Origin of the sequence: Corynebacterium timonense, assembly GCF_900105305.1 — a bacterium.
In the GTDB taxonomy this organism is placed as follows: domain Bacteria; phylum Actinomycetota; class Actinomycetes; order Mycobacteriales; family Mycobacteriaceae; genus Corynebacterium; species Corynebacterium timonense.
In genome coordinates this window covers 313,327-333,510 of the sequence record NZ_LT629765.1, presented here as the reverse complement: position 1 = coordinate 333,510, position 20,184 = coordinate 313,327, and the positions used below count along the sequence as shown (strand labels likewise).

Here is a 20,184-nt window from a genome sequence, read left to right as displayed (position 1 = left end):
CCGCTAGTAGTTTCAGCGGCTTGCGGCTCTCAATCCATGCGTGCTGCGGGGTCCGCGCTCTCCTGGCGGGCCAGCTCGCCGGAAGCGGCCCTGGCCTGGCGCTCGGCCAGCGCCGCGCCGATCACCCGGTTCACCAACTTCCCCGATCAGTACAACGAGCGACGACGCCTGCCTGGCGGGCGCGCTCACTACTGCTTCAGAAGCTTGGCGATGTCCACTGCGCGGGCAACGAAAAACATGAGAACCAATGCGATGACGGTGAAGGCGATTGAAACTATCCAGGTGACTGCCGGATTAGACGCCGCTTCGGCAGAAAACGTGAACAGGAGAAAGATGATCAGCGTTGGCAACAGCGCTAGGAGCTGGGCGATGTTGCCACTCGTTCCAGCCCTCACCCGGGACAGATTCGGAAGCAGTAGCTGAATTGCCAAGCCACACGCGATACCCATGGCCAGGCAGGGCCATGGCAAGACGAGAACGCGCCAGGGAAGCTGTCCCGAAAAGTCGAGCTGCGAGAGAGCCCCCCACGAAGCTGCGAACAGTCCGACCACGATAACCGCTGTGGACAACAACCCCAGCAACCCCGCCACTATCGCGAGGGACCGGACAATTCCCGCCATGCGGTAGCCGCGGCTTAGAACGACCTCCAATGCACCCGAGCGCACTTCAATGTCCGTCATGCCAATCGATATGTTTGCGCCCACTAGCGCGGCGAACAGGGCCGCCAGGAGCGGAGCCTGACTGACTATCGCCCCGATTATCAGCGCACTTTCGGGGTCAGCTCCAGACCCTGCCGATTGCGCTTCCTCGCGGATTGCGCTCAGGGTCGGCCCCGTGAGCGCGTCAGGGAAAATATACACAGTCGCAGCCAGCGCGATCGCAACAGAAAAGGCGATGAGCGGAACAATAATCAAAGGTTTCTTCTGCTCCCGCCACGACTTATCGAGGTAGAAATACGTCAGCACGCGCTTTACTCCTTGTAATATCCTCGGAGGACTTCGAGGTCATCGATAGCTTTGATCGATACGTCATTCGACTCCAGCTGGGCGACAATTTTAGAAAGTGAAAACTCAGGTGACAGTTCGACAGTAATCCACCCCGACGAGCCCAGAGACGGGTTGGCGCCAGCGAGAAGATCCATTGCGGTACTCGACTGCGACGCGTCTACGGCGAGGCGGATGGCCCGCCGCTGCGAGGCAGCCACGTTCGCGGCGGAATCCTGCGTAACCTGTGCGGAGGCGGAAATGTGCACGATATCTGTCGCGATGCCCGAAACCTCCAGTACATCGTGCGAACTCATAACCACGCACGAGTGCTCTCCGGCTGACTCAATTACATTGTGGGCAACATGCTTCATGCTCGGATCCATACCGGCCGTCGGCTCGTCAATGAAAATGACATCGGGATCGCCCAGAAATGCACGGGCCAGCCCTAATCTCTGACGTTGCCCTTGGGACAGCTCGGAAGCCGATCGTCCACGGATGTCATCGAGACGGAATTCCTCAATAAGAACGTCGAAACTCGACGGGTCTGACGGGCTCAGGATTCCCGCCCATTGACGTAGGTTCTCCTCGACGGATAGCTGGGAGTAGATTCCCGGCCGATGCGACATATAGCCGACGGTCCCCGTGACCTGAAGATCCCCGCCCAAAGCCGGAATGATCCCCGCCAGTGTCCGCATGAGCGTCGTCTTTCCACTCCCGTTTGGGCCGACGACGCAGTGAACCCCGACGCCCATATCGAGCGAGATGTCTCTCAACACCGTTGAATCACTCGACCACCCGACGCTGAGATCTGAAGTCACTATTCTCCCGTTCATGACTAATCGCCCCTATTCTTTTTCTACCCCACTCCGACAACTACTTCCTGAGCGTGCTGTAGAGTGAAGGCGCTGCATTAGTTCATCTTCGTTTGCGATCAGAATACCGGTCGCCTTCTTCAGATTCGATTGAAAGACGAGGTCCGTCACGATACCAACTTGACCTTGCCCACGCAGATACTCAGTGCACTCTTTCCAATAATCGTTAAAAGCATGGAACGAGCCGGCACATACCCGTAGGCCGGCCAGAACGGCCCAGCCTATATAGGCTTGTAAAGGATTAAACTGCTCCCGTTAGTTGGCCGAAAAATCAGTTACCGGCTAGTGGGGAGCATTTTTCATGGTGAGCACGGATCTCTCATCAGCATCAGTGCGAGCAGGGTCGGACTCTCGCGCGGGGCGCAGAAGTGTAGATGACGCGTGAAAACCGAAGGTGCTCACGGAGGAGGACGCTGCGCCGCCGGGAAGCGGAAAACGCGTACCCAAGAAAGTTGCGGGACGTGAAGAATCATGGACGCGCCTAGATAGCCAGACGAGCGCCATCCCCATGTCGCAGCACCGCCCAGAGGACCGCGTGGACGCGGCGGGCATGCCCAGCCGACATTCTCCTACGACCAGAAACGGCTTGGCGAGCGCGACAAGCATCCCTACGACTATCGGCGAATCCTGCGTTGAACTGCGGCACCAAGGCCGAGTGGTCAACCCCAGGCGCATTTTCAACCACGTGTGCAAAACGGATCTTTGGGCCGCGATCCGCCGCAGCGCTGAGCCATGGTGCGGACCACATGTGTGAGCGCAACGTCACCCCGGACAGGCCAGACACCGCCGAGTTCAGGGTCGGTGCTGATGGGTAAGTTCGACCGCTCGGTCCTCGCCCGCACCGTGGCTCCATCGCCGCCGACAGTCTTGACCGTTGACCGCCGGTTCTTTGGCCAAAGCGATTGCGGCTTGCACGCCTGAACCCGGGCGGATGCAATCAAGGTGCACTCATCCTGGCGCGGTGTCCCGCCAAGGCCAGCGGCGACGACGACCCAGCACCGCCCGGGCCCTTGTGCGTCGCGCGCTAGTTGTTCAGCGGCTTGCGGGTCTTCGCCATGTGTGCGGCGCGGTCCGCGTTCTCCTGGCGGGCCAGCACGTCTGAGGCGGCGTTGACCTGGCGCTCGGCCAGCTCGGCCTCCGTGGCGGTCCCCTCGCCGGTGAGCACGGCGGCTAGCGCCGCGCCGATCGCCTTGTCCGTCTCCGAGCCCTCGGTGTATTCCAGGGCCTGCGAGGTCAAAGGCAGCTCGGCGTCCTCTGGGGCGGTGTAGCCGGGCGCCAGCTCACGGGCCAGCTCGAGGGCCTGCTCGACGACGTGGTCCGGGCTCATGATCAGCCGGTCACCGTCACGCCAGAAGTCGACGTTGACGGCCGGGACGGGGCGGACGTTGAGCAGGGCGTCGTAGGCGACCTTGTGGGCGTCGGGCACGCCGAGCGCCACAAGGCGCTCAAGCAGGCGCACCGGTCCCGACCAGGCGGGGAAAAGGCCCACCGAGCGTTCCGGGAAGCCCACGCGGGTCTCGGCGTGGATGACGGAGGCGTCGGTGTGCAGCAACAGCTCAAGGCCACCGCCGAGCGCCACGCCACGCACGGCGCCGACCACCGGATAGGGGGCACGGCGCAGGGCGTGCAGCCCGTCGATGCCTTGGCGGATGGTGGTCTTGCGCGCCTGCTCGTCCCCGTCGGGGCCGGACAGCTCCGCGAGCCGCGGCAGGTTCGCGCCCGCGGAGAACGCGCGTTCCTCGTCGTTGGCGATGACGAGCGCCTTCAGGTCCCACTCACCCGCGTGGGTGAACAGCTCGGTGACGTCGTCCGTCGAGGAGTTCATCGGGGTGCGGTACGTGAACACGCCCACGCCGTCGGCGAGCTTGTACACGGTGGCGCCGGAGTTCTCGGCCACAATGACGGCGTTGTCGACGAGGTCGGCGACCCGGACCACGCCCTCGCGCGCGGGGCGGTCGGTGAGCTGGCCGTCCGTGCCTAGCACCTTGCCCCCGGCGTAGAAGCCGCCGGCGGCGCGGGCTGCGTCGAGGAGGGCTGGCGGGGCGTCGTACAGCGATGCGACGACATCGAGGCCGAGCGAGTCCGCGAGCGCGAAGGGGCCCTTCTTCCAGCCGTAGCCGAGCTCCATGGCGATGTCGATCTGGTCGACCGTCGCGGCGATCTCGGCGGCGGTGTCGCAGCAGTACTGCAAGGTGATGCGGAAGACCTCGCGCGCATAGTTGCCCTCGGGGGTGCCGGACTCGACGAGCTCGCGGGCGGACTTGGGCACCTCGTAGCTGCGCTTCGGGCGGTAGTCGTGCGCCTCGAAGTCGTAGACCTCGTCGCGGCCGCGGTAGAAGCCGGACTCGGCGGTGCGCCCGGTAAAGCCCTTCTCCAGCAGCTCCTTGAACTGCGGGGACTCCGTCACCCCGTAGTTTTGCATCGCGTCGTCCTCCGGCAGGGCGCCCAGGAGCGATCCCCAGATGTGCGGCGCGACCTGCAGGCCCACGTAGTCGAAAAGGCCGAAGATACCGGTGCGCGGCACGCCGAAGGGACGGCCGAAGGCGACGTCCGCCTGCTCCGGGGCGATGCCCTGGTCGAAGGCGACCTGCGCGCCGACGCCCATCCAGAAGGAGCCGATGCGGTTGGCGATGAAGCCGGGGGTGTCGCGGCAGTCCACGACGACCTTGCCCAGGTCACGCTCGAGCACCTGGCGCAGCTTTTTGCCCACCTCGGGGCGGGTGTCCGGGCCCTGGACCAGCTCAACAAGGCGCATGACGCGCGGCGGGTTGAAGAAGTGGGTGATGGCGAAGTCGCCCCGGAAGTCCTCGCTGGCCTCAGCGAGGAGTGTCTCCAGCGGGATGGTGGAGGTGTTCGAGCTGACCGGGGTGCCCGGCCGGCGGTGGGCGTCGACCTTCGCGAAGGTGTCGCGCTTGACGTTGATGTCCTCGAAGACGGCCTCGACGATCCAGTCGGCCTCCGCGAGCCGGTCGAGGTGATCCTCCGTGTTACCCGGGGTGACGCGCTCGGCGTACTCGGGGCGCTGGAACCCGCGGCGCTTGACCTGGGTTTCGATGCCCCGGCGCGCGCGCTCGTCGCGGTCCTCGCCGTCGGAGGGCAGGTCAAGCAGGTGGACCCGGATGCCGGCGTTGGCCATGAGCGCGGCGATCCCCGCGCCCATCGAGCCTGCGCCGAGGACTGCTGCGGTCGTGATCTCTGTAGCCATTCGTGCTTAAACCTCCAGAACGAGAGCGATACCCTGGCCGCCGCCGATGCAGGCGGTGACGAGGCCGAGGTCGCCGCCGGCGTCGCGCAGGGCGTGGATGAGTTTGGTGATGAGGATGACACCGGTCGCGCCAATCGGGTGGCCCAGCGCGATCGCGCCGCCGTGGATGTTCGTCTTCTCGTTGTCGAAGCCGAGCTCGTCGCTGACGGCGATCGCCTGGGCCGCGAAGGCCTCGTTGGACTCGATGAGCGCGATGTCGTCCAGCTTCAGCCCGGCCTTGTCCAGCGCGCGCGGGACCGCGACGGTCGGGCCAAGTCCCATGTACTTCGGGTCGCAGCCGGCCACGCCCCACGACACGACCTTCGCCAGCGGCTCCTGCCCGTAGCGCTTCAGCCCGTCCTCGTGCGTCATCACCAGCGCCGCCGACGCGTCGTTGATGCCCGAGGCGTTACCCGGCGTCACGGAGCCTTCCTTGCTAAACGACGGCCGCAGTCCCGCCAACTTTTCCAGACTCGTCTGCCGCGGGTGCTCATCCGTGGTGAAGTCCCCCACCGGAACAACCTGCTCGTCGAACTTCCCGCCCGCGATCGCCGCCGCCGCGCGCTCCTGCGACTGCAGCGCGAACTCGTCTTGGCGCTCGCGCGAAATGCCGAAGCGCTCCGCGACGTTTTCTGCTGTGATGCCCATGATGCCGTGGCCCATCGGGTCCGTCAGCGCGCCCGAGAGCCAGTCGACGAGCTTGCCGTCGCCCATCTTGCGGCCCTGGCGCATACCTTCAACCGAGTACGGGGCCTGGCTCATCACCTCAACACCGCCGACGAGCGACAGGTTCGCGTCGCCCGTCATGAGCTGCTGCGCAGCGCTCACGGCTGCCTGAATGCCGGAGCCGCACAGGCGGTTGACGCCGTAGGCGTGGGAGCCTTGCGGCAGCCCCGCCTCCAGCGCCACAGCGCGCGAGGTGTAGAGGTCACGCGGGCCGGTGGTGACCACGTTTGCCCACACCGATGAGTCGTACTCGTCCGCGGAGACGCCGGATTCGGCGATCACGGCCCGGGCGATGTGCGCGCCGAGGTCGACCGTCGAGATCTTCGACAGCGACCCGCCGAACGTGCCGATCGGCGTGCGCTTGGCCTGCGTGATGTAGATCTGTTCAGACATGTAACCCCTTTGCCAGTGGTGTAGAACAACAAGTCCCACCGAGTATAACGCGGATCACATACCGCATGGAAGGATTGAATTAATTACCTGAACAGGACAAACACTTCACCCCGCCTAAGCAAGGGTAATGGGCGCTGGGCGCTGGCGTGGTGGGGTTGTGCGTTGCGTGTTTTACGGGGCGCCCGGCGTCGTCGGCCGCGACGCACCCCAACCCCCGCCCGACGCCCAGCCCCGGGGCCGCGACCACAAGCGCTGCCCTATCCTTCGTCGGCGCCGAGGTGCTGCGTGACCAGGTAACCGTGGCGCATGCGCTCGATCATCTCCGCACGCATCTTCAGGATGAAAAACCACACGATGCCGAACACGACGCCCACGACGGTCACGGACCAGTGGACGAAGAAACCGACAATGAGCGGCAGTTGCAGCGCGACAGCAGCCCACAACGCCCACGGCTTCTTCTGCACGAACGCCAGGGCGACGTGCGCACAACCGATCACGGTGATGTAGACCCAGTTGAACGTGGTCCAGTGCTCACCGCCGTCCACCTTGAGCACGACAAGGAGGATGAGGAACACCGTGATCGCCTCCATGATCAGGGTGCCGGAGAGCACCCCGGCCAGTGAGGCGATGGGGTCTTTGACGGGCTTGTTGCCCATGCCAAGGGGGCTGATGGGCTGCTCGCGTTTGGTGCTCACGCGGGCTCCTTTCCAAACATCGCGCGGGCTTGACCCGCTGTGACGACGGAACCTGTGATGAGGATACCGGAGCCGGACTGCACCCCGACCTCGGCGAGCGCCTCCTCCGCGAGCTCGACGGCCAGCTCGTAGGCGCCGGGGAGGTTGCCCACGACGTGGACGCGCTCGTCGCCGAACACCTCGCGGGCGAGCTCCGCCAGCTCGTAGGCGTCGAGGGCGCGCGGGGAGGAGTTCTGGGTGATCACGACCTCGGTGAGCGCGGGTTCGAGCGCCTCGAAGATACCGCGGGCGTCCTTGTCCCCCAGCACCCCGAGCACGCCGATGAGGCGGGTGAAATTGAAGTCGTTGTCGAGTGCGCGCGCGAGCGCGCGGGCGCCGTGCGGGTTGTGGGTGGCGTCGATGAACGTGGTCGGTGTGGCGCGCACGCGTTCGAGGCGTCCCGGAGAGGAGGTGGCGGCGAAGCCGCGGCGCACGCTGTCGGCGTCGAGGCTGCGCTCGCGCCCGGCCCCGGAAAACGCCTCGACGGCCGCGAGGGCGACGGCGGCGTTGTGCGCCTGGTGTGGGCCGGACAGGGGCAGGAAAATCTCGTCGTACTCGCCGGACAGGCCGCGCAGGGTCAGCGTCTGTCCGCCGACGGCCACGCCCGCGGCGTCGACGCCGAACTCGGAGCCGTAGCGGGCTACGGCGCTGCCGACCTCGACGCTGCGCTCGAGGATGACGTGCATCGCCTCCGGCTCCTGCTCGCCGACGATGGTGACGGCGTCGGCGTTGCGGATAATCCCGGCTTTCTCCCCCGCGATCTCGGCGAGCGTGTCGCCGAGGTAGTCGGTGTGGTCGAGGCCGATCGGCATAATCACGTCGACGTCGGCGTCGACGACGTTGGTCGCGTCCCAGCGCCCGCCCATGCCGACTTCGACCACTGCGACGTCGATAGGCGCGTCAGCGAAAGCCGCGAACGCCATGCAGGTGATGGCCTCGAAGTAGCTCAGCTTCTGCCCGCAGCGCTCGTCGACCATCTCCATGGCGGGCGCGATTTCGTTGTAGATGCGCACGAAGTCAGCCGGGTGCAGCGGTACGCCGTCGACCGCGATGCGCTCGGTGATGGTCTGCAGGTGCGGGCTGGTCGTGCGGCCCACGCGGTGGCCGAGCGCGCGCAGGAGTGACTCGGTCATGCGCACGGCCGAGGTTTTGCCGTTGGTGCCGGCGACGTGGATGACCTTATACGTTTTCTGCGGTTCACCGAGCACGTCCATGACCATGGCCACGCGCTCCAGGGTCGGGTCGATGTCCGTCTCGGGCCAGCGCTCGTTGAGCTCGCGCTCCACGCGGTCGAGGGCCGCGCGGTCGGCGTCGCTCACCGGCCGCTGTCGTGCGTCCTCCTCGCCGCCCTCGGATCCGAGGTTGAGGCGCAGGCCCGTCTCCTCGAGGGAAATGTCGTAGCTGTCGTTGTCCATCTACGCCTCCGGCAGGGCCTCGAGGCGGGCGGTAACGCGCTCGATCTCCTCCTGCGCGACCCTTTGCCGGGTGCGGATCTTCTCCACGACGGCCTCCGGCGCCTTGGCCAGGAAGGAGTCGTTGCCGAGCTTCTTTCCGGTCGTCTCCAGCTCCTTGTTCGCCGCGGCGAGCTCCTTCTCCAGGCGCTTGCGTTCTGCGGCGACGTCGACGGTGCCCGAGGTATCCAGCGCGACGTCGACCGTCGCCGCACACAGGCGCACTTCGACGCTTGCCGACGCCCCAAAGTCCGCCCCGGGCTCCTCCACCCGCGCGATCGAGCGAATGAGTGCCTCCTGCCCAGCAAGGTCGGCGGCCGCGAAGTCGAGCCGGCCCGGAACCTTCTGGCTGGGCTTGACGCCCTGGTCGGAGCGGAAGCGGCGCAGCTCGGTGATGAGCTTGATGGAGTCCTCGATGCGCCGACGCGCGTCGCGGTCGACCCCGGCGCCGCCGTTGGTGTCCTCCGCGCTCGGCCATGCGGCGAGCGTCACCGTTTCTTGCTCCGTCAGCGCGGTCCACAGCACCTCGGTGACGAAGGGCATGGTGGGGTGCAACAGTCGCAGAACGACGTCGATGACGCGGCCGAGCACCAGCTGGGTCGCCTCGGCGCCCTCGCCGGGGATCTGGGTCTTGGCGATCTCGAGGTACCAGTCGCACAGCTCGTCCCAGGCGAAGTGGTAGAGCTCCTCGTTGGCTTTGGCAAACTGGTAGTCGTCCAGGAAGGCGTCCACGTCGGCGCGGACCTCTTCCAGGCGGTCGAGGATCCAGCGGTCCGCGTCCGTCAGCGTCTCGCGGGCGGGCAGCTCGCCCACGCGCGCGCCGTTGAGCAGCGCGAACTTGGTCGCGTTGTAGAGCTTGGTGGCGAAGTTGCGCGCAGACTGGGCGTGGTCCTCGCCGATGGGCAGGTCAACGCCCGGGTTCGCGCCGCGGGCGAGCGCGAAGCGAAGCGCGTCTGCGCCGAAGCGCTCCACCCAGTCCATCGGGTCGATGCCGTTGCCCAGCGACTTCGACATCTTCCGGCCCTTCTCGTCGCGCACAAGGCCGTGCAGGTAGAGGTCCGTGAACGGGACCTGCGGGCGGCCGCCGCTGCCGCGCCCCAGCACCTCGGGGGTCTGGGCACCAGCGAAGGTGCCAAACATCATCATGCGCGCCACCCAGAAGAACAGGATGTCGTAGGCGGTCACCAGCACCGAGGTGGGATAGAACTTCTCCAGCTCGGGGGTTTTTTCGGGCCAGCCCATCGTGGAAAAAGGCCACAGGGCCGAGGAGAACCACGTGTCCAGCACATCGGGGTCCTGGGTATAGCCGGCCGGGGGCTCGTCGTCGGGGCCGACGCAGACGACCTCGTCGTTCGGGCCGTACCAAATAGGGATGCGGTGGCCCCACCACAGCTGGCGCGAGATGGTCCAGTCGTGCATGTTGTCCACCCAATCGAAGTAGCGCTTCTCCATCGACTGCGGGTGGATGACCGTGTCGCCGTTGCGCACCGCCTCGGCGGACATGCGCGCGAGCTCGTCGACCTTGACAAACCACTGCAGCGACAGGCGCGGCTCGATCGCTTCGCCCGAGCGCTCGGAGTGCCCCACCGAGTGGACGTACGGACGCACCTCTTTCACAATGCGCCCCTGCTCCGCCAGCGCCTCGCGCACGGCCACCCGCGCATCCTCGCGGCTCATGCCGTCGAAGCGGGTGCCGGTGTCGGCGATGCGGCCCTTCTCATCCATGATGATGGGCATGTCGAGGTCGTGGCGCAGGCCCATCTCGTAGTCGTTGGGGTCGTGCGCCGGGGTGATCTTCACCGCGCCGGTGCCCAGCTCCATGTCGACGTAGTCGTCGGCGATGACCTCAAGCGTCAGGTCGGGGCGCAGCGGGTGCTCGAAGGTCTGGCCAACCAGGTGCGCGTAGCGCTCGTCGTCGGGGTGGACGGCAATGGCGACGTCGCCAAGCATGGTCTCCACACGGGTGGTGGCGACGACGAGGTGCGGCTCGTCGTCGTTCAGCGAGCCGTAGCGGAGGGAGACGAATTCGCCCTCGACGTCCTTGTACACGACCTCGATGTCGGACACTGCCGTCTCCAGCACGGGCGACCAGTTCACCAGCCGGTAGTCGCGGTAGATCAGTCCGGCGTCGAAAAGCTGCTTAAAGATCGTCTGCACCGCGCGCGAGAGCCCCTCGTCGAGGGTGAAGCGCTCGCGCGACCAATCGACGGAATCGCCGATGGCGCGCATCTGGCCCGTGATGGTGCCGCCGTAGTTTTCCTTCCACTCCCAGACCCGGTCGATGAACTCGTCGCGGCCGTAGTCGTAGCGGTCTTTGCCCTCCTCAGCCTTGAGCTGCGCCTCGACCTTGGTCTGTGTGGCGATACCCGCGTGGTCCATGCCCGGCAGCCACAGGACCTCGTAGCCCTGCATGCGCTTGCGCCGCACGATGGAATCCATGAGGGTGTGGTCGAGCGCATGGCCCATGTGCAGCTGGCCCGTCACGTTGGGGGGCGGCAGAACGATCGAGTACGCCGGTTTTGCGCTGGTGGGATCGGCCGTGAAGTAGCCCGCGTCCACCCAGCGCTGGTACAGCTCGGCCTCCACGGTCTGCGGCTCCCAAGACTTCGGCAGCGCGTCTGCCCGGTTTGTACCTGTCACAATCTTCCCCTCGGTCTGGTCAGTCACTCGCCTCATCATAGCGCCGAGGTCAGACACGCCCCGCCCCGGGCGGGGCTCAGCGGCCCGCTATATCGAGGTAAAAAGCTGGTCCGCGATCGCGGCCTCCTCGCGCAGCGCCTCCACGTTCGCGGCGATGCGCTCGCGCTGGAAGTCGTTGAGGTCAAGCCCCGGGACGATGGAGGCGCGCCCGTTCAACCCGGTGGTGGGAAAGCCGAAGACCAGGCCCTCGTCCACGCCGTACTCGCCTGTCGACGGCTGGGCCACCGTCACCCACCGCCCGTTCGTGCCCGCCACCCAGTCGCGCATGTGGTCAACGGCTGCCGACGCGGCCGAGGCCGCAGAGGACTGGCCGCGCACCTCGATGATCTCCCCGCCGCGCTTGGCCACGCGGGGAATGAGCTCGTTTTCGTACCAGTCGCGGTCAATGTCCCCGGCGACCGACTTGCCGCCGACGGTGAGGAACTCGATGTCGGGGAACTGCGTGTCGGAATGGTTGCCCCACACCACGAGCCCCTCGATCTGCGCGGCGGGCACGGCGAGCTTGGCCGAGAGCATGGACAGGGCGCGGTTGTGGTCGAGGCGCATGAGGGCGTTGAAGCTGGAGCGGGGGATGTCCGGCGCCGCCTTCGCCGCGATGTAGGCGTTGGTGTTGGCGGGGTTGCCCACCACGAGCACGCGCACGCCCTCGGCGGCGCCGTCGTTGAGCGCGCGGCCCTGCCCGATGAAGATCCGGCCGTTGGCCTCGAGCATATCGGCACGCGACTGGCCCTTCGTGCGCGGGCGGGAGCCGACGAGGAAGGCCGCGTCGACGCCGTCGAAGGCGCGGGTGTCCTCGTCGGTGACGGTGACCGTGGCCAGCAGCGGGAAAGCGGAATCCGCGAGCTCCATGGCCACGCCCTCCGCGGCGCGCACGCGCTCCGGGACTTCCAAAAGCCGCAGGTCAATCTGGCGTTCGACGCCGAAGACGTCCCCCGCGGCGAGGCGCCAGAGCAGGGAATACGCGATGTTTCCGGCGGCTCCGCTGACCGCGACCTTGACCGGCCTCGTGGGTGCAGCATCCAGGCTTTCCATAGCAAATACCTCCGTGTTCCCGTGTTTTCTCGCCTCGACAGCGCTTTTCTATCGCAGTATAGACATTTCGCCGCGCCACACGAGTGGGGTCCGTCACAATCGCACCCCAAGTGTGCCCATCCCACCCCCGAACCAGGGCTGAGCCCACGCGCGGTCGGGCCAGCCCGGACATTCTTCACCCCTGATCGTGGGCAAGGAGGGCTGTTCATCCGTGCCCGCTTTCGGTTTCGTGCACCATTGGTGAGGTACTGCGCCGCCGTGGCGCCCCCCCACACTGCACGAAGGAGCCAACGTGGCAGACACGCCCCCCGGTGACATGCTCGCGGATCGTTCCGCCGTCACCGCCGCACTGGAGGTTTTTGCCCGCGACGGCTTCGCCGCCGCGACGCTCAGCGACCTCGCCGACGCCACCGGGATGTCGAAGCGCATGCTCCACTACCACTTCGGAGACAAACGCGGACTCTACGAGGCGGCCTACCGCCACGCCATCGGCGAGCTCACCCCGCCGCAGGAGATTCTCTCCCGCCCCTACACCATCCCAGCGGAGGGGATGCGCCGCTTCGTCGACGCCCTGTTCCACCGATTCCAACGCAGCCCCGCCTGCGTCCGCCTCGTGCTGCGCGAAAACACCGACCACGTGCTCGAGCACGGCGACGACCCCGGGCTACGCGAGCTTTCCGACGTCCTCCTCCACGTCGAACGCATCCTGCTCCTCGGCCAAGACTCGGGCGCGTTCCGCCCCGGCGTCTCCGCCGACGACGTCCTCGTCCTCGTGTGCTCGCTGAGCATGTTCCGCGAAAGCAACGGCGACACGATGCGCGGCCTCCTCCGCCTCGACCTGTCCACCCAGCGCAACACAGAAGGCCTGCGCCGCATGGCTATCGACACTGTCCTGGCGTTCCTCACCTCGAACCTGCCCGACTCCGGTTACGGCAGCTACGTCGAGCCCGCTGACACCCCTGACACCGGAGAAAACCCCGCCGGGGACGTCTACGACCTCGACGGGGGCATCTACTAGGAGAAACGGGGCGGGCTACGCCGACTTCGGCTCCTTCTTCTCCACGTACTCCGGCTCCGCCTCGCCGCGCACAACGGCGTCCGTGACCACCACTTCGGCCACGTCCTCGCGGTCAGGCAGGTCGTACATGATGGGAACGAGCAGCTCCTCCATGATGGCGCGCAGGCCACGCGCACCCGTCTTGCGCTCGGCGGCCTTGTCCGCGACGACGCCCAGGGCCTCGTCGGTCATGGTCAGCTGCACCCCGTCCATGGCGAACAAACGCCCGTACTGCTTGAGCAGGGAGTTCTTCGGCTCCTTGAGCACGCGCACGAGTGCCTCCTGGTCGAGGTCCTCCACCGTCGCGATGATGGGCAGGCGGCCGATGAACTCGGGGATGAGGCCGAACTTCACCAGGTCGCCCGGTTGGACGTCGGCAAGCAACTTGGCCTCGTCGCGCTTGGCCTTGGAGTCGATCTCCGCGCCGAAACCGATGCCCTTCTTGCCCACGCGCTCGGCGACGACCTTGTCCAGGCCGGCGAAGGCGCCCGCGACGATGAACAAGATGTTCGTGGTGTCGAGCTGAATGAACTCCTGGTTGGGGTGCTTGCGGCCGCCCTGCGGCGGCACGGAGGCGACGGTGCCCTCCACGATCTTCAACAGCGCCTGCTGGACGCCCTCGCCGGAGACGTCGCGGGTGATCGAGGGGTTCTCCGACTTGCGGGAGATCTTGTCCACCTCGTCGACGTAGATGATGCCGTGCTGCGCGCGGTTGACGTCAAAATCCGCCGCCTGCAGCAACTTGAGCAGGATGTTCTCCACGTCCTCGCCGACGTAGCCGGCCTCCGTGAGGCTCGTGGCGTCGGCGATGGCGAACGGCACGTTCAGCATGCGCGCCAGCGACTGCGCGAGGTACGTCTTGCCGGAGCCCGTCGGGCCGAGCAGGAGGATGTTCGACTTCGCAATCTCGACCTCCTCCTCGCGCTTCCGGCCCGCCGCCGGCGACTCCGCCCTGATGCGCTTGTAGTGGTTGTACACAGCCACCGCGAGCGTCCGCTTCGCCGAATCCTGGCCAATGACGTACTGGTCCAAAAACGCGGTGATCTCGGAGGGGCGCGGCAGGCGGTCCTCCGCGGCGGAGTTCGCACCCTCGGAACCGGCGAGCTCCTCCTCGATGATCTCGTTGCACAGCTCAATGCACTCGTCGCAGATGTAGACACCGCCGCCGGCGATGAGCTTGCGCACCTGCTTCTGGCTCTTCCCGCAGAAAGAGCACTTGAGCAGGTCAGAGGTGTCTTGAGTAACTGCCATGAAAGTGTTGTACTCCCGCTTCTACGATCTCGACTTCTCATCCGGGATTCTCCCAGGGCCCGGCACCCACAACGTCGCGCCCGTATCGCGCATTCCCCACGCCCCAGCGGCTTGAGCGCCACAATGGAGCGTGCGGGTATAGATGCCCAGAGTACTTCATCTGACCAACAAACCGGAACAACGAAGGAGAAGCGACATGACCCCCACCATCTTGCACGCCACCCACCACGGCGACCCCGCCGCCGACGAGACCGTGGTGCTGCTGAGCTCCATCGCCACCACGCAGGCCACCTGGAAAAACCAGATCCCCGCCCTCGCCGAGCGCTTCCACGTCATCGCCATCGACCACCTCGGCCACGGCGGCTCGCCCCGCCCCGACGCCGAGCCGGGCACGACAACGGTCGCCGACCTCGCCGCCAACGTCCTAGCCACCCTCGACCAGCTCGGCGTCGGCCGCTTCAGCGTCGTCGGGCTCTCCCTCGGCGGCGTGCTCGCCCAGTACCTCGCCGCCACCTCCGGCCGCGTCGACCGCGCCGTCTTCTGCTCCACCGCCACCTACCTTGGCGGCGAGGAGCGGTGGGCAGAACGCACCAGCGTCGCTCGGACGGAGGGCATGCACGCGCTTGCCGACGGCATGCTCACCAACTGGTTCACCCCACCCTTCCACTCCGAGCACCCCGACGTCGTCGACTTCGTGCGCAGCATCATCGAAGGCGTCGACCCCGAGGGATACGCCCTCAACGGCGACGCCCTGGCGCACTGGGACTTCGGCTCCCGCCTCGGCGAGATCCGCTGCCCCGTCCTCACCATCGCCGGCGCCGACGACCCCTCGACCGGCCCCGATCAGCTGGCCGAGATCGCCGCCGGGGTCTCCGGGCCCGCCGAGTCCGTCGTTGTCACCCCCGGCTCGCACCAAGTCGGTCTGGAAAACCCGGAGGCCGTCACCACGGCGTTGCTGTCGTTCCTCACGCGCTAGGACCGGCGCGCGCCGGCACAACTCTAAAAACACACCCCTAAAAAACCTCGAAAACGAGCCCCCTTCGCGGATTGTGAGAGTTCTGTTTTTAGGGTGAAGCGGCGGCGCCTGCCCGCCCCCGCGCGGTGAACGCCGCGAACAGCGTGGTCACCGGGACTGCCAGCGCGAGACCCAACGCGCCGGCGACGGAGCGCAGCAGCTCGGTGGCGACGACGTCGGAGGTGAGGATCTGCCCCAGGGGCCGGTCCACGACGGCGAGCAGCAGCGTCATAGGCAGCGCGGCGCCGATGTAGGCGAGCACGAGGGTGTACACCATCGAGGCGATGTGGTCGCGGCCGACGCGCATGGCGGCGGTGAACAGCTCGAGGGGGCGCGCAGCGGGGTTCGCCTCAGCCAATTCGGCGACGGTGGAGGATTGCGCCACGGTGGCGTCGTTAAGCGCGCCGAGCGTGCCGATGATGAATCCAGCGAGCATGAGCCCGGCGACGCTCACGCCGGGGAGGTAAAGCTGGATGAGCAAGTTGGAGTCCTCGCCGAGGCCGCGCACCTGCGTCGTGCCGATCGCCGCGCGCGCCAAGCCCGCGGCCGCGACGAGGGCGACGAGCGTCCCGCCGAGCGCCGAGGCGGCCTTCCAGTTCCAGCCGTGGACGAGGAAGAGCACAGGGAAAAGGATCGCCGCGCCGGAGACCACCGCGAGGGTGACCGGCGGGCCGCCGCGCAGCAGCGCTGGGACGAGGAACACGAACAAGAGCAGCAGCGTGAAGCCCAGGCCGACGAGCGCGCGCACGCCGCGCCACCCGCCGATGATGATGACGGCCAGTGCGGCCGCGGCGAGCCAGGCGGCGAGCGGGACGGTGCGCTCCATATCCAGGAAGGTGTAGTGGGCGCCCCCGTCCGCGTGCTCGCCGCGGGTGAGCAAAACGCGCTGGCCCTCCTCCAGGTCGGGCTCGTCGGGCCGACCCGCGGTCTGCAGCATCGTGTTCATCGAGGCGTCGGGGCCCTCGAGGATACGCACGACGGAGGTGGTGCACTCGGTGCCCGACGGTGTACCGGGGGCGGAGGTGTCGCCGAAGACACGGCCGGCGACCGACGCGTCGCAGCCCGTCTCAAAGACCGACGTGACCTCGGCCTCATACGCGGTCGCCGCCACCGCCTGGGACTCCCGGAAACCCGGTTCGGGGTCCGGCGCCTCCCCGCGCGGCCACAACAGAACGAGGCCGACGATGGTGAGGATCAGCGCCGCGGCGAGCGCGCCCGCCAGTGTCATGCGGGCCGCGGTGTTGTCCCCCGGTTCACGAGTGCTGCTCGCATGGTGGCGGCCCATCCTCACTCCTCGCTTCTACATCCTGCTATTGATAACAAGGTGCAATAGTAGCCGAGGCGGGGAGGGCCCTAGGCGTTGAGCTTGCGGTAGTCGAAGACCTGGTCGACCATGCCGTAGTCAACGGCCTCGGAGGCGGTGAGGATCTTGTCGCGGTCGGTGTCGATGCGGATCTGCTCCGCGGTGCGCCCGGTGTGGTGCGCCAGCGTGGTCTCCATGAGCCGGCGCATGCGCTCGATCTCCGCGGCCTGAATCTCCAGGTCGGAGACCTGCCCCTGGGTGCCCTGGGTGGCGGGCTGGTGGATGAGCACGCGGGAGTTCGGCAGCATGGCGCGCTTGCCGGGGGCGCCGGCGGCGAGGATGACGGCGGCGGCCGACGCCGCCTGGCCGAGGCAGACGGTCTGCACGTCGGGGCGGACGTACTGCATCGTGTCGTAGATGGCCATCAGCGCGGTGAAGGAGCCGCCGGGCGAGTTGATGTACATCGTGATGTCGCGGTCCGGGTCCTGCGACTCCAGGACGAGAAGCTGCGCCATCACGTCGTTCGCCGACGTGTCGTCGACCTGGGTGCCGAGGAAGACGATGCGCTCCTCAAAGAGCTTTCCGTAGGGGTCGATCTGCTTGGTGCCGAAGGAGGTCTCCTCCAGAAACTGCGGCAGGACGTATCGGGAGGTGGGCATGTTAGAAGACATGTGCTGGTTTTCTCCTCTTCTCGGTGGTTACTGGTTAGAGATCGCGCCCTGCGCGCGCTCGATGACGTGGTCGACGATGCCGTACTCCTTGGCCTCCTGGGCGGTGAACCAGCGGTCGCGGTCGGAGTCCTTGGTGATCTGCTCGAAGCTCTGGCCAGTGTGCTCGGCGATCAGCTCCGCCATTTCCCTCTTGGTTTGCGCGAACTGCTCGGCCTGGATGGCGATGTCCGCGGCGGTACCGCCGACACCGGCGGAGGGCTGGTGCATCATGATGCGCGCGTGCGGCAGCGCGAAGCGCTTGCCCTTCGTGCCGCCGGACAGCAGGAATTGGCCCATCGAGGCGGCCAGGCCCATGCCGTAGGTGGCGATGTCGCACGGTGAGTACTTCATCGTGTCGTAGATCGCCATGCCCGCAGTCACGGAGCCGCCGGGCGAGTTGATGTAGAGGGCGATATCGCGGTTCGGGTCCTCCGCGGACAGCAGCAGGATCTGGGCGCACAGCTTGTTCGCAATTTCGTCGTCGACCTGCTGGCCCAAGAAGATGATGCGCTCGCGCAGGAGGCGCTCGTAGACGGAGTCGCCGAGATTAAATCCGGCCTGCGGGGAAGTCATAATGGGCTCCTTCGGTGAATCGGTTTCGGTGAATCGGTTTCTGGCCAATGCCACCACCCTACTCGGCCCCACCGACACGATGGCCCGTGTTCGCTAGCAGCGTACTTAGGTGCGACAACTCGCTTTTCGACGCCAAAAAGGCCCGCCCAGGACACACCCGGGCGGGCCTCGTTGTGGCGGTTAGCTCTCGGAGTTACCGTCCTGAGAACCTTCGGACTGAGAACCTTCGGACTGAGAACCTTCGGATTGAGCGCCTTCGGCCTCAGCGTTGTCCGCGTCGTCGTCGATCTCACCGAAGTACTCGTTCGGGTCGATCTCGGTGCCGTTGTCGTCCGTCACCGAGGTGCGCGAGATGGCAGCGGCGAGGGCCTTGCCGCGGCGCACGTCCGCGAAGAGGTTGGCGATCTGCCCGGACTGCTGCAGCTGGGCGACGAACTGGTTCGGGTCCATGCCGTAGGACTGGGCGGTGAACAGGATGTGGTCGGTGAGCTCCTGCTGGGACACCTCGACCTTCTCCTGCTCGGCGAGGGCGTCGAGGAACAGCTGGGTGCGCACGGACTCCTCAGCCTGCTCGCGGGACTCCTTGTCGAACTCCTCGCGGGTGGTGCCCTGCATCTCCAGGAAGCGAGCCAGGGTGGCCTCGTCGTGAGCGAGCTGGCCCAGCAGCTGGTGGAGGCGGTTGTGCACCTGCTCCTCCACAACGGACTCCGGCAGGGCGAACTCGGCGGTGGCCAGGGCGGCCTTGAGCACCTCGTCGCGGATGTCCGCGGCCTGCTGGGTCTTCTTGGTTTCCTCGATCTGCTCGCGGGAGGAGTCGCGCAGCTCGTCGATGGTGTCGAACTCGGAGGCCATCTGTGCGAATTCGTCGTCGAGCTCCGGCAGGACGCGTTCCTTGGTTTGCTGGACGTGGACCTTCACGGTGGCCTCCTCGTCCTTGTGCTCGCCCTGCGCAAGGGTGGTCGTGAACTCCGCGTCGGCGCCCGCCTTCAGGCCAGTGATGGCCTCGTCGAGGCCCGGGATCAGGTCGTCGGAACCGACGGTGTAGGACAGGGACTCGAAGGAGGCCTCCTCGACCTTCTCGCCGTTGACCTCAACCGCGGCGTCGATGACGGCGACGTCGTCGTCCTTGAGCTCACGCTCGGTCTCCTGCAGCTCCACGAAGCGGGAGCGCAGGTCCTCGAGGTCAGCGTCGACGTCCTCGTCGGTAACGGAGATCGCGGGGACGGTCACGGAGATGGAGGAGAAGTCGGGCACCTCGATCTCGGGGCGCACGTCGACCTCGGCGGTGAACTCGACGAAGTCGTTGTCCTCGATCGTGGTGACGTCGACCTCGGGCTGGCCGATCGGGTTCAGCTCGTTGTCGATCACGGCCTGCTCGTAGCGCGACGGCAGCATGTCGTTGACCACCTGCTCGAGGATGGGGCCACGGCCGAATCGGGCGTCGATAAGCTGGCGAGGTGCCTTGCCGCGGCGGAAACCAGGGATGGTGACCTGCTGTGCGATGGCCGCGTACGCCTGGTCGATCTCCTTGCCAAGCTCGTCGAACGGAACGTTGACGGTAAGCTTCACGCGGGTTTCGCTGAGCTTATCGACGGAAGTCTTCACAGATAGCTCCTGTAGTCGTCGGTGTATTGAGGTCTGTCCTAGCAGCGGGCTCGCTCTCGTGAGCGGCCCGCCCCTTGTCGGGGCGACAGGATTTGAACCTGCGACCCCCTGCTCCCAAAGCAGGTGCGCTACCAAGCTGCGCCACGCCCCGGTGACCGGGTGGTACGGCCTTGTGACGTACCGGGAAACGATTGTAGCGTGGGCTAATCCCGCGCGATTTCACGGGGTCGCATTGCCCCGCCCCCGCCCTTCCTCACCCCGTCAACGCCGACGACCCCGCCGGCACGGACAACGCGATCTGTGCTGGCGGGGCCGTATATTCACCTGTTTCCATCCAGGATGGCCCAGGATGGTCGTGGACCAAAGGTGGTCACGGTGGATACAAAGGCTGGGGTGGGTACAACACCGGGCATGGTGGGTGCAGTGGAGAGCCCGGGTGGGTGCAGACGGTGCCCGATGATGCGAGCATAGAAAAAGCCCCAGGTGTGCGGTTCCTGAGGCTGGTCCAGGCGTGTGGGTTTTATACGGTCGA

The 20,184-nt window shown here is 66.5% G+C and carries 15 protein-coding genes and 1 tRNA gene; 2 read left to right on the top strand and 14 right to left on the bottom strand.

Annotated elements, in window-relative coordinates:
• Positions 1 to 188: 188 nt before the first annotated feature.
• From BLT81_RS01690 to BLT81_RS01655, 8 genes are all read right to left on the bottom strand, one after another.
• Positions 189 to 965 carry a hypothetical protein gene (locus BLT81_RS01690; protein ID WP_019193295.1) on the bottom strand — a complete coding sequence of 259 codons (777 nt, stop codon included), beginning with the start codon at positions 963 to 965 and terminating at the stop codon, positions 189 to 191.
• A gap of 5 nt (positions 966 to 970) precedes the next feature.
• Positions 971 to 1,804, bottom strand: a complete 834-nt coding sequence (locus BLT81_RS01685; RefSeq protein ID WP_172812362.1) for an ATP-binding cassette domain-containing protein — start codon at positions 1,802 to 1,804, stop codon at positions 971 to 973.
• A 1,078-nt stretch (positions 1,805 to 2,882) separates the two neighbouring features.
• Positions 2,883 to 5,063, bottom strand: a complete 2,181-nt coding sequence (locus BLT81_RS01680) for a 3-hydroxyacyl-CoA dehydrogenase/enoyl-CoA hydratase family protein (protein ID WP_019193297.1) — start codon at positions 5,061 to 5,063, stop codon at positions 2,883 to 2,885.
• A 6-nt stretch (positions 5,064 to 5,069) separates the two neighbouring features.
• Positions 5,070 to 6,221, bottom strand: a complete 1,152-nt coding sequence (locus BLT81_RS01675; protein WP_019193298.1) for an acetyl-CoA C-acyltransferase — start codon at positions 6,219 to 6,221, stop codon at positions 5,070 to 5,072.
• A 257-nt stretch (positions 6,222 to 6,478) separates the two neighbouring features.
• Positions 6,479 to 6,916: a DUF4233 domain-containing protein gene (locus tag BLT81_RS01670; protein WP_019193299.1), complete on the bottom strand. Its 438-nt coding sequence runs from the start codon at positions 6,914 to 6,916 to the stop codon at positions 6,479 to 6,481.
• Complete coding sequence (gene folC / locus BLT81_RS01665) at positions 6,913 to 8,370, bottom strand: bifunctional tetrahydrofolate synthase/dihydrofolate synthase (RefSeq protein ID WP_019193300.1); 1,458 nt, start codon at positions 8,368 to 8,370, stop codon at positions 6,913 to 6,915. The genes BLT81_RS01670 and folC overlap by 4 nt, the downstream gene beginning before the upstream one ends.
• Complete coding sequence (locus tag BLT81_RS01660) at positions 8,371 to 11,082, bottom strand: valine--tRNA ligase (RefSeq protein WP_040420681.1); 2,712 nt, start codon at positions 11,080 to 11,082, stop codon at positions 8,371 to 8,373.
• A gap of 51 nt (positions 11,083 to 11,133) precedes the next feature.
• Positions 11,134 to 12,138 carry a malate dehydrogenase gene (locus tag BLT81_RS01655; RefSeq protein ID WP_019193302.1) on the bottom strand — a complete coding sequence of 335 codons (1,005 nt, stop codon included), beginning with the start codon at positions 12,136 to 12,138 and terminating at the stop codon, positions 11,134 to 11,136.
• A gap of 292 nt (positions 12,139 to 12,430) precedes the next feature.
• Between BLT81_RS01655 and BLT81_RS01650 the strand changes: the two genes are divergently transcribed.
• The gene (locus tag BLT81_RS01650) at positions 12,431 to 13,156 is read left to right on the top strand and encodes a TetR/AcrR family transcriptional regulator (RefSeq protein WP_083337238.1); all 726 of its coding nucleotides are present in this window, start codon (positions 12,431 to 12,433) and stop codon (positions 13,154 to 13,156) included.
• A gap of 15 nt (positions 13,157 to 13,171) precedes the next feature.
• Here the strand turns inward: BLT81_RS01650 and clpX are convergent, their stop codons facing one another.
• The gene (gene clpX / locus BLT81_RS01645; protein WP_019193304.1) at positions 13,172 to 14,446 is read right to left on the bottom strand and encodes an ATP-dependent Clp protease ATP-binding subunit ClpX; all 1,275 of its coding nucleotides are present in this window, start codon (positions 14,444 to 14,446) and stop codon (positions 13,172 to 13,174) included.
• A 196-nt stretch (positions 14,447 to 14,642) separates the two neighbouring features.
• Between clpX and BLT81_RS01640 the strand changes: the two genes are divergently transcribed.
• Entirely contained in the window at positions 14,643 to 15,422 is a 780-nt protein-coding gene (locus BLT81_RS01640) for an alpha/beta fold hydrolase (RefSeq protein WP_019193305.1), read from the top strand.
• A gap of 88 nt (positions 15,423 to 15,510) precedes the next feature.
• Here BLT81_RS01640 and BLT81_RS01635 read toward each other — a convergent pair whose 3' ends face one another.
• The 5 genes from BLT81_RS01635 to BLT81_RS01615 form a co-directional block, all read right to left on the bottom strand.
• Positions 15,511 to 16,746, bottom strand: a complete 1,236-nt coding sequence (locus BLT81_RS01635) for a YibE/F family protein (RefSeq protein ID WP_019193306.1) — start codon at positions 16,744 to 16,746, stop codon at positions 15,511 to 15,513.
• Between the two features lie 68 nt (positions 16,747 to 16,814).
• A complete protein-coding gene (locus tag BLT81_RS01630; RefSeq protein WP_040420683.1) occupies positions 16,815 to 17,435 on the bottom strand; it encodes an ATP-dependent Clp protease proteolytic subunit in 621 nt (206 codons plus the stop codon).
• Positions 17,436 to 17,462: 27 nt separating this feature from the next.
• Entirely contained in the window at positions 17,463 to 18,047 is a 585-nt protein-coding gene (locus BLT81_RS01625) for an ATP-dependent Clp protease proteolytic subunit (RefSeq protein WP_019193308.1), read from the bottom strand.
• Positions 18,048 to 18,227: 180 nt separating this feature from the next.
• Positions 18,228 to 19,652 (bottom strand): trigger factor, encoded by a 1,425-nt coding sequence (gene tig / locus BLT81_RS01620; RefSeq protein WP_019193309.1) that lies wholly within the window; start codon positions 19,650 to 19,652, stop codon positions 18,228 to 18,230.
• Between the two features lie 77 nt (positions 19,653 to 19,729).
• Positions 19,730 to 19,803: transfer RNA gene (locus tag BLT81_RS01615), tRNA-Pro, on the bottom strand.
• Positions 19,804 to 20,184 lie beyond the last annotated feature (381 nt).

Coding starts and splice junctions, on each gene's coding strand:
- BLT81_RS01680 (WP_019193297.1), bottom strand. CDS start 5,063: ATGGCTACAGAGATCACGACCGCAGCAGTCCTCGGCGCAGGCTCGATG.
- BLT81_RS01675 (WP_019193298.1), bottom strand. CDS start 6,221: ATGTCTGAACAGATCTACATCACGCAGGCCAAGCGCACGCCGATCGGC.
- folC (WP_019193300.1), bottom strand. CDS start 8,370: ATGGACAACGACAGCTACGACATTTCCCTCGAGGAGACGGGCCTGCGC.
- BLT81_RS01660 (WP_040420681.1), bottom strand. CDS start 11,082: ATGAGGCGAGTGACTGACCAGACCGAGGGGAAGATTGTGACAGGTACA.
- BLT81_RS01655 (WP_019193302.1), bottom strand. CDS start 12,138: ATGGAAAGCCTGGATGCTGCACCCACGAGGCCGGTCAAGGTCGCGGTC.
- clpX (WP_019193304.1), bottom strand. CDS start 14,446: ATGGCAGTTACTCAAGACACCTCTGACCTGCTCAAGTGCTCTTTCTGC.
- BLT81_RS01640 (WP_019193305.1), top strand. CDS start 14,643: ATGACCCCCACCATCTTGCACGCCACCCACCACGGCGACCCCGCCGCC.
- BLT81_RS01635 (WP_019193306.1), bottom strand. CDS start 16,746: ATGGGCCGCCACCATGCGAGCAGCACTCGTGAACCGGGGGACAACACC.
- BLT81_RS01630 (WP_040420683.1), bottom strand. CDS start 17,435: ATGTCTTCTAACATGCCCACCTCCCGATACGTCCTGCCGCAGTTTCTG.
- BLT81_RS01625 (WP_019193308.1), bottom strand. CDS start 18,047: ATGACTTCCCCGCAGGCCGGATTTAATCTCGGCGACTCCGTCTACGAG.